The organism is Endozoicomonas sp. SESOKO3 (assembly GCF_024606255.1).
Genome location: NZ_JAHHPR010000495.1, coordinates 1 through 7,797 on the forward strand (window position 1 = coordinate 1; position 7,797 = coordinate 7,797).

Sequence of the window (7,797 nt, forward strand, 5' to 3'; positions counted from 1 at the left end):
CTATTGGACACGTGCGAATGCCTGAAAAAAGTCATTGTATTTGACTCCCGGACTGATCTGAAAAACTGCAGTCAGGCTCTGTATTTCAGTGACTTTATGGCCAGTGCTCCTGCCGAATCCAACATACTGACGGAACGTCTGGAAAATCAGTCTCTGGACGACCTCTACACTTTGATCTACACCTCAGGTACAACCGGTCAACCAAAAGGCGTTATGCTGGATTACAACAGCATCGGCGCATCTTTTGAGTCACACGATCTTCTGATTCATATTGATCACACCGATGTATCCATTGCATTTTTGCCTCTGAGCCATATTTTTGAAAGGGCCTGGAGTTATTATGTACTGACCCGGGGAGCTGTTAACTGTTACCTCAAAGATCCGACCAGAATTGCAGAGGTACTGCCAGCGCTAAAGCCAACAGTCGTCTGTGCCGTACCACGCTTCTATGAAAAGATTTATACCGGAGTGAACACTATGATCCAAAAGAGTTCTCCGGTTAAACGCTTTATTTTCAAAACGGCCATGAAGGTCGGTCGCACCACTATGGAGTTGAAGCGCCAGGGCAAAACAGTACCTGCCTATCTGGAAAGCCTGAACCAGCTCGCCGATAAAAGGGTGTTCAGCAAAATCAAGAAGAAGCTGGGTGGGCGCATTCGTTTCATGCCCTGTGGCGGTGCCCGACTGGATGACGACATCAACCGTTTCTTCCACGCCCTGGGCATCAATGTCAAAGTAGGTTATGGCATGACTGAAACCACGGCGACGGTAACCTGCTTCCGCGATACCGGTTACCGGTTTGGCAGCTGCGGCACACCACTTCCCGGCACTGAAGTTAAAATCGGACAGGAAGGCGAAATTCTGGTGAAAGGACCGACATTGATGCGCGGCTACTACAAAAAACCGGATGAAACAGCCAAAACCTTTGACGCTGACGGCTGGTTAAAAACCGGCGATGCAGGTCTGATCGATGAAACAGGTCAGCTGCGTATTACCGAACGCATCAAGGAGCTAATGAAAACGTCCAACGGCAAGTATATTGCCCCCCAATACATAGAAGGCACACTGGGCAAGGATCGTTTTATTGAACAGGTCGCCATCATTGCTGATGCCAAAAACTATGTTTCTGCTTTGATTGTTCCTGCCTTTGAAGCACTGGAAGAATACGCAAAAAGCATTAACCTGAATTATGAAAACAAAATGGACCTGATCCACAATGCCGATATCCAGGCCATGTTTCAGGGTCGGCTGGATCACATTCAGGAAGAGCTGGCTCGATTCGAGCAAGTTAAGAAGTTCACCCTGCTACCCCGTGAATTCTCCATCGAAATGGGAGAGATCACGCCAACGCTGAAATTACGCAGAAAGATCATTATGGAACGTTTCCGCAAAGAAATTGAAGCCATGTACACACCGGCCACGTCATCCTGATCTCCCGGAGAGGCCATTCTCAAACAGGATGGCCTCTCACTGCTACAGTGGAAAGCCCTACTTGGCTTATCGGCAGTAAATCGCCTATCCTTCCCGGCTCCAGTTTTATTGGTCTGTCAACAGACCCTTCCTTCATCTAAAGGTTTAAGTGCTCATGGAGCAATATAATTTCACCTATAACGATATCCATAACACCATTTGCGCCTCAGCGAAAAAGATCAAAGCCTCTGGATTTGAGCCTGATTACCTTTGGCCATTGGTGGCGGTGGTCTGATTCCGGCACGCATCATGCGCACTTACATCAACAAACCGATTCTGATTGTATCCCTCTCCCGCTATAGCGACGAGACAGGTACTGCACCTTCAGAGACACCGGTCAAACTTCAGTGGCTGGAAACAGGCACCCACCTCGACGGGAAAAAAGTTCTGGTCATTGACGAAGTCGATGATGAAAGAACCACACTTCAGTTCACGCTAAACCACCTTTATGAAACACACCCTGAAACTGAGTTTGCCGCATTCGTCGTTCATAACAAACTGAAAGAAAAGAAAGGCACCCTGCCAGAGAAGTTGAGCCACTTCTTCACCGGAGAGGACATTCACGATTACTGGATTAACTACGCCTGGGATGCCGAAGACATCAACCAGTTTGGGAAATAGTAAGCCACTGACAGGTGTTAACCGTGTATAAGGAAGCCCCCGAGCCCGGGTACCAGATTATTCAGGTCTAACCTTGAATAACCGGAGCTGGACTGACAACATCAGCATTCTGAGCTCGATGACGCATCAGGTGATCCATCAGGGTGATCGCCATCATGGCTTCAGCAATGGGTACGGCACGAATACCGACACAAGGATCGTGACGCCCCTTTGTGACCACATCAACCGGTTCACCTTGCATATTGATGCTCTTGCCAGGTGCAGTCATGCTGGAAGTGGGTTTCAGGGCAATATGAGCAACAATATCCTGACCCGAGCTGATACCTCCCAGAACACCACCAGCAGAATTGGACAGAAAACCTTCAGGCGTCAGTTCATCGCGATGTTCTGTACCTTTCTGTGCCACAGACTCAAAGCCATCGCCTATCTCAATACCTTTAACGGCGTTAATGCTCATTAGAGAATGAGCCAAATCGGCATCCAGTCGGTCAAAGACAGGCTCACCCAGTCCCGGCATCACGCCGGTAGCCATCACGGTCACTTTGGCACCGGTGGAATTACCCTCACGACGCAAGTCGTCGATCAATTGCTCCATGGCGGGCACTTTATCCGCATCCGGGCAGAAGAAAGGATTATTACGAACTTCATCCCAGTCAATCTTGTCAATACTGATCGTGCCCAACCGGGACAGATAACCTTTAATTTCGACGCCCTGACTCTGCAGATATTTACGGGCAATCGCACCGGCTGCGACACGCATGGCGGTTTCTCGAGCAGAAGAACGCCCTCCACCCCGGTAGTCACGAAAACCGTATTTATGGGTATAGGTATAGTCAGCATGGCCTGGACGGAAAAGATCCATGATATTGGAATAATCCTTGGAGCGCTGATCCACATTTTCGATGAGCAAACCAATGGGTGTGCCGGTAGTTTTGCCTTGAAAAACACCAGACAGGATCTTAACCTGATCCGGCTCACGACGCTGTGTCGTATATTTGGAGGTACCGGGCTTACGCAGATCAAGATCTTTCTGCAGATCCGCTTCACTCAGAGCTATGCCCGGAGGACAGCCGTCCACTATACAGCCCAGGGCAATACCGTGGGACTCACCAAAGGTTGTAACCTTGAACAGTTGGCCAATGCTATTGCCTGCCATTTTGACTTCCCCCTCCTCTGACGGTTGTCTGTCGTTGCTGCCGTCAGGGGTTTAATGCTTTACTTTGAAACCTTTTTCCAGAATAAGGTTTCAGTCACTCATGGCTGTTTAAGCCTGCTTTCTTCGCTCACGGCTGCTAAACAGAGGCTGATACTTACGACAGTTCCCGGCATCCAGTATCAGGATGCCATGCCCGCCTGTTTCAAACTCTGGCCAGATGAAGGGCACAGCAGGGTACTCATCTCTCAAAGCCCAATGACTGTTACCCACTTCCAGAACCAACAGCCCTTTCTCATCCAGAAAGTCAGCGGCACGAGCCAAAATTACGCGGGCCATATCCAGACCATCTTCTCCCGCCGCCAGACCAAGCTCCGGTTCGTGGCCGAACTCATCCGGAAAATCTGCCATATCTTCAGCATCCACATAGGGCGGGTTGCTGACAATCAACTGATACTTCGGCTTTTCCGGAGCATGGTCTATCGCTTCAAAAAGATCAGAACGAATGGCCTGAACCCTGCCCCAGAGCTCATGACTATCGATATTGATGCCAGCCACTTCCAGGGCATCTTCCGAAATATCCAGCAAATCGACCGTGGCTTCTGGAAACTCATGAGCCGCTGCAATACCAATACAACCGGAACCCGTACACAGATCCAGCACCTTTTCGACCCGGATATCCCCCAGCCAGGGTTGCAATTGCTGCTGAATCAGTTCGGCTATCGGTGAACGAGGCACCAATACCCGTTCATCAACGTAATAGGGTCGACCGCAGAACCAGGCCCGGTTGACCAGGTAAGCCAAGGGCTTGCGTTCTGAAACTCTGCGCTCGATCAGTTCTGCCACTCTCTTCTGCTCAGTCAGGGAAAGTCGGCAATCCATGTAAGGTTCCGGTAATTCCCAAGGTAACTGCAATACCTGAAAAACCAGATGGAAAGCTTCATCCAGAGCGTTATCACTGCCATGCCCGAAAAACAGCTCGGCCTCATTAAATCGTGATGCAGCCCAGCGAATGAAGTCCCGAATACTGACCAGGCCACCATAAGCCTCGTTGGCACAGTATGGCTCGCCAGTATGCATCTCACTGATTTCAGTCACACTCTCTCCTCAGGAAGCACAATCAGGATCTCCCCTGCAAAACCGTCATAAGGTAGCATATTCGGGCACAGGCAAAGAACCACTTTTTCGCCGCAAACGGGTATGATCAGCCTGCCATAGTATTGTCAGGCTGTAATACAGGATAGAATACCCTGTATTTCAAACTCCCCGGAGCTGAAAAACCTGTTTAAAGATGAGCTCAGAGCAATGACCGAAGACGATAATGAAGATCAGGAAGGCCTGTTTAAAGAGGCCATGGTGGACGTGCGGCCATTAAAGAAAGCCAACCGCTCCGTAGAGCTCAGGAAACCGACCACCGTCCCGGACTGCACACTCAGGGCCCGTCGACGGGCAGCCCAGATGGAAAACAAACCTGAAGGTGCCGCCCTGTCGGAAGCCTGGATCGAACCCATTGAACCAGAGCAAAAACTGGATTTCAGCAGATCAGGCATTCAACATACCCGCATGCGTCAATTACGTCAGGGATCACTACCCATCCAGTATCAACTGGATCTTCACGGCTACAAGATTGAGGAGGCCAGGGAACTGGTATCAGATTTCCTGCTGTTCTGTCGTAATGAAGGCATGCAGTGCGTTCGAATTATCCACGGCAAATCACACCGTAGTGCAAATCGTCAAAACACACTGAAAAGCCATGTCAATCACTGGCTACGGCAGCTTCCGGAAGTTCTGGCATTCTGCTCAGCACCGCCTTCAGAAGGCGGGACAGGATCGCTTCTTGTGCTACTAAAGAGGAGAGTTTGATGAGCCTTACTGAGATTCGGCGCCGATCCTTCATAGCCTGCAACCGGGAGCGACGATGATCCATCAGACCAGTTGCCATGCACGTACAACGTCGTGTTCAGCGTCGAGCTGCCTCAGTGGTTGACTTCCAAATTCAACAGGCTGATCGACCCACTTTGCACTGAGTGTCTGCATCTCAACAGACTTTACTGCTGCTCCTGTCGTCATCGGCTCTCAATCCATTTAACCTGTTCCGTCCTTCAGCTTGAGGTAACAAAGCTACTACGACTTCTTCTGAATTCTGCCGCCCCATCGCAATGCCTCACGACACTGGTAGCCTGTGGCAGGATGGCAGACCTCCCGAGGTAACCCTTGCCAGACTGACAATGAACTTTCACCACCCAGTCATCGAGCCGCCACAGTGCGTAACGGAACAGCGCCATTTGGCGCTACGCGCGATACTCAGCGCACAAAACAAAACGGCCCACCTCCTGAGAGATGAGCCGTTTAATCATTTAAAGCTGACCGGGTCAGACTCTTACCAGCCTGTTTTCTCTTTCAGTGCCTGACCAATTTCTGCAAGTGAGCGAACGGTTTTAACACCGGCTTCTTCCAGAGCAGCAAACTTCTCATCAGCAGTACCCTTGCCACCAGAGATAATCGCACCTGCGTGCCCCATACGCTTTCCCGGGGGTGCAGTAACACCGGCAATGTAGGAAACAACGGGCTTGGTTACGTTCTCTTTGATGTAAGCAGCCGCTTCTTCCTCAGCAGTACCACCTATTTCACCGATCATAACGATCGCTTCTGTCTGCGGATCTTCCTCAAACAGCTTCAGAATGTCGATAAAATTGGACCCGGGAATCGGATCACCACCAATACCAACACAGGTAGACTGCCCGAAACCAAAGTCAGTGGTTTGCTTAACTGCTTCATAAGTCAGGGTACCGGAACGGGAAACAATACCGACTTTACCAGGCTGGTGAATGTGACCTGGCATGATACCGATCTTACACTCACCCGGTGTGATGACACCCGGGCAGTTAGGACCAATCAGGGTAACACCCAGCTCGTCACAACGAACCTTGCATTCCAGCATGTCCAGAGTAGGAATACCTTCAGTGATACAAACAATCAGCTTGATGCCGGCGTTGGCAGCCTCAAGTATGGAATCCTTACAGAAAGCAGCAGGTACGTAGATGACGGAAGCTTCAGCGCCAGTTTTAGCCACTGCCTCAGCGACAGTGTTAAATACAGGCAGACCCAAATGCTCCTGACCACCTTTACCCGGAGTGACACCACCGACCATCCGAGTACCATAAGCAATAGCCTGTTCAGAGTGAAAAGTCCCCTGAGAACCAGTAAAGCCCTGGCAGATTACTTTAGTCTCTTTGTTAATCAGGACGCTCATTCTTATTTACCCTCCGCTGCTTTTACTACCTGGCCTGCAGCGTCGGAGAGACTGCTTGCAGCGATGATGTCCAGTCCACTTTCAGCCAGCTTCTGAGCACCCAGTTCAGCGTTGTTGCCCTCCAGACGAACAACCACAGGCACTTCAACACCGACCTCTTTCACCGCACCGATGATGCCATCAGCAATCAGGTCACAACGAACGATACCGCCAAAGATGTTAACCAGTACCGCTTTAACACTGTCGTCAGACAGGATGATCTTGAATGCTTCACTGACACGTTCTTTAGTGGCACCGCCACCCACGTCCAGGAAGTTAGCAGGAGCGCCACCGGATAGCTTAACGATGTCCATGGTACCCATAGCCAGACCAGCGCCGTTTACCATACAACCGATGTTGCCATCCAGAGCTACATAGTTCAGTTCCCACTGAGCAGCGTGAGCTTCACGAGCGTCTTCCTGAGAAGGATCATGCATGGTCTTCAGGCGGGGCTGACGGTACAGGGCGTTGCTATCGATGTTCAGCTTGGCATCCAGGCAGTGTAGATCGCCAGCTTCAGTGATAACCAGTGGATTAATTTCCAACAGAGCCAGATCCAGATCCTGGAACAGTTTGGCCAGACCCAGGAAGATCTTGGTGAACTGCTTAACCTGGGTAGCGTTTAAACCCAGGTTGAAAGCCAGTTCACGCCCCTGATAGGGCTGAGCGCCTACCAAAGGATCGACTGTAGCCTTCAGAATCTTCTCTGGTGTTTCTTCTGCCACCTTTTCGATTTCTACGCCACCTTCAGTGGAAGCCATGAAAACGATGCGACGGGTAGAACGGTCCACAACAGCCCCCAGGTAAAGCTCCTGAGCGATGTCGGTGCAGTTTTCTACCAGAATCTTGCTAACCGGTTGACCATTTTCATCTGTCTGGTAAGTGACCAGGTTCTTGCCTAGCCACTTTTCAGCAAATTCACGGATTTCTTCCTTGGAGCTGACCAGCTTTACACCGCCAGCCTTACCGCGACCACCTGCATGAACCTGTGCTTTAACAACCCACTGATTTCCGCCAATTTGGTCTGCGGCCGCAGCTGCTTCTTCCGGTGTATCACAGGCAATACCTTTGGATACCGGCAGGCCATATTCAGCAAACAGCTGCTTGCCCTGATATTCATGGAGATTCATACTGAAGCTACCATTGTTGTTTTAATCAAGTTCCTACCCACATCCGTGGATAAAAGGTTTTTTTATTTCGACCCATCAGGTGTCGAAATTAACTTCCTGGTCTGGCGCCTGTCCGACTGACTCATCAAAAT

At 50.3% G+C, this 7,797-nt stretch carries 9 protein-coding genes; 3 read left to right on the top strand and 6 right to left on the bottom strand.

All coding sequences use genetic code 11. From position 1 onward, the window contains the following. Window positions 1-1,431 (top strand): long-chain fatty acid--CoA ligase (locus KDK18_RS08575; protein WP_257254487.1); only part of this gene is annotated, 1,431 nt, incomplete at its 5' end. Between the two features lie 288 nt (window positions 1,432-1,719). Then, window positions 1,720-2,091: a hypothetical protein gene (locus tag KDK18_RS08580; RefSeq protein WP_257254488.1), complete on the top strand. Its 372-nt coding sequence runs from the start codon at window positions 1,720-1,722 to the stop codon at window positions 2,089-2,091. A 67-nt stretch (window positions 2,092-2,158) separates the two neighbouring features. On the opposite strand, the gene aroC is transcribed toward KDK18_RS08580, so the two are convergent. Together aroC and prmB are read right to left on the bottom strand one after the other, a co-directional pair. Beyond that, on the bottom strand, window positions 2,159-3,247 hold the full coding sequence (gene aroC / locus KDK18_RS08585) for a chorismate synthase (RefSeq protein WP_257254489.1): 1,089 nt from the start codon (window positions 3,245-3,247) through the stop codon (window positions 2,159-2,161). A gap of 108 nt (window positions 3,248-3,355) precedes the next feature. Continuing rightward, window positions 3,356-4,342 carry a 50S ribosomal protein L3 N(5)-glutamine methyltransferase gene (prmB, locus tag KDK18_RS08590; RefSeq protein WP_368736495.1) on the bottom strand — a complete coding sequence of 329 codons (987 nt, stop codon included), beginning with the start codon at window positions 4,340-4,342 and terminating at the stop codon, window positions 3,356-3,358. A gap of 207 nt (window positions 4,343-4,549) precedes the next feature. Between prmB and KDK18_RS08595 the strand changes: the two genes are divergently transcribed. Next, window positions 4,550-5,107 (top strand): Smr/MutS family protein, encoded by a 558-nt coding sequence (locus KDK18_RS08595; protein WP_257254490.1) that lies wholly within the window; start codon window positions 4,550-4,552, stop codon window positions 5,105-5,107. A gap of 63 nt (window positions 5,108-5,170) precedes the next feature. Here the strand turns inward: KDK18_RS08595 and KDK18_RS08600 are convergent, their stop codons facing one another. From KDK18_RS08600 to sucC, 4 genes are all read right to left on the bottom strand, one after another. Continuing rightward, window positions 5,171-5,314: a hypothetical protein gene (locus KDK18_RS08600; RefSeq protein WP_257254491.1), complete on the bottom strand. Its 144-nt coding sequence runs from the start codon at window positions 5,312-5,314 to the stop codon at window positions 5,171-5,173. A gap of 32 nt (window positions 5,315-5,346) precedes the next feature. Next, the gene (locus KDK18_RS08605; protein WP_257254492.1) at window positions 5,347-5,529 is read right to left on the bottom strand and encodes a hypothetical protein; all 183 of its coding nucleotides are present in this window, start codon (window positions 5,527-5,529) and stop codon (window positions 5,347-5,349) included. A 95-nt stretch (window positions 5,530-5,624) separates the two neighbouring features. Next, window positions 5,625-6,497: a succinate--CoA ligase subunit alpha gene (gene sucD, locus KDK18_RS08610; RefSeq protein ID WP_257254493.1), complete on the bottom strand. Its 873-nt coding sequence runs from the start codon at window positions 6,495-6,497 to the stop codon at window positions 5,625-5,627. A 2-nt stretch (window positions 6,498-6,499) separates the two neighbouring features. Then, complete coding sequence (gene sucC / locus KDK18_RS08615; RefSeq protein ID WP_257254494.1) at window positions 6,500-7,666, bottom strand: ADP-forming succinate--CoA ligase subunit beta; 1,167 nt, start codon at window positions 7,664-7,666, stop codon at window positions 6,500-6,502. Window positions 7,667-7,797 lie beyond the last annotated feature (131 nt).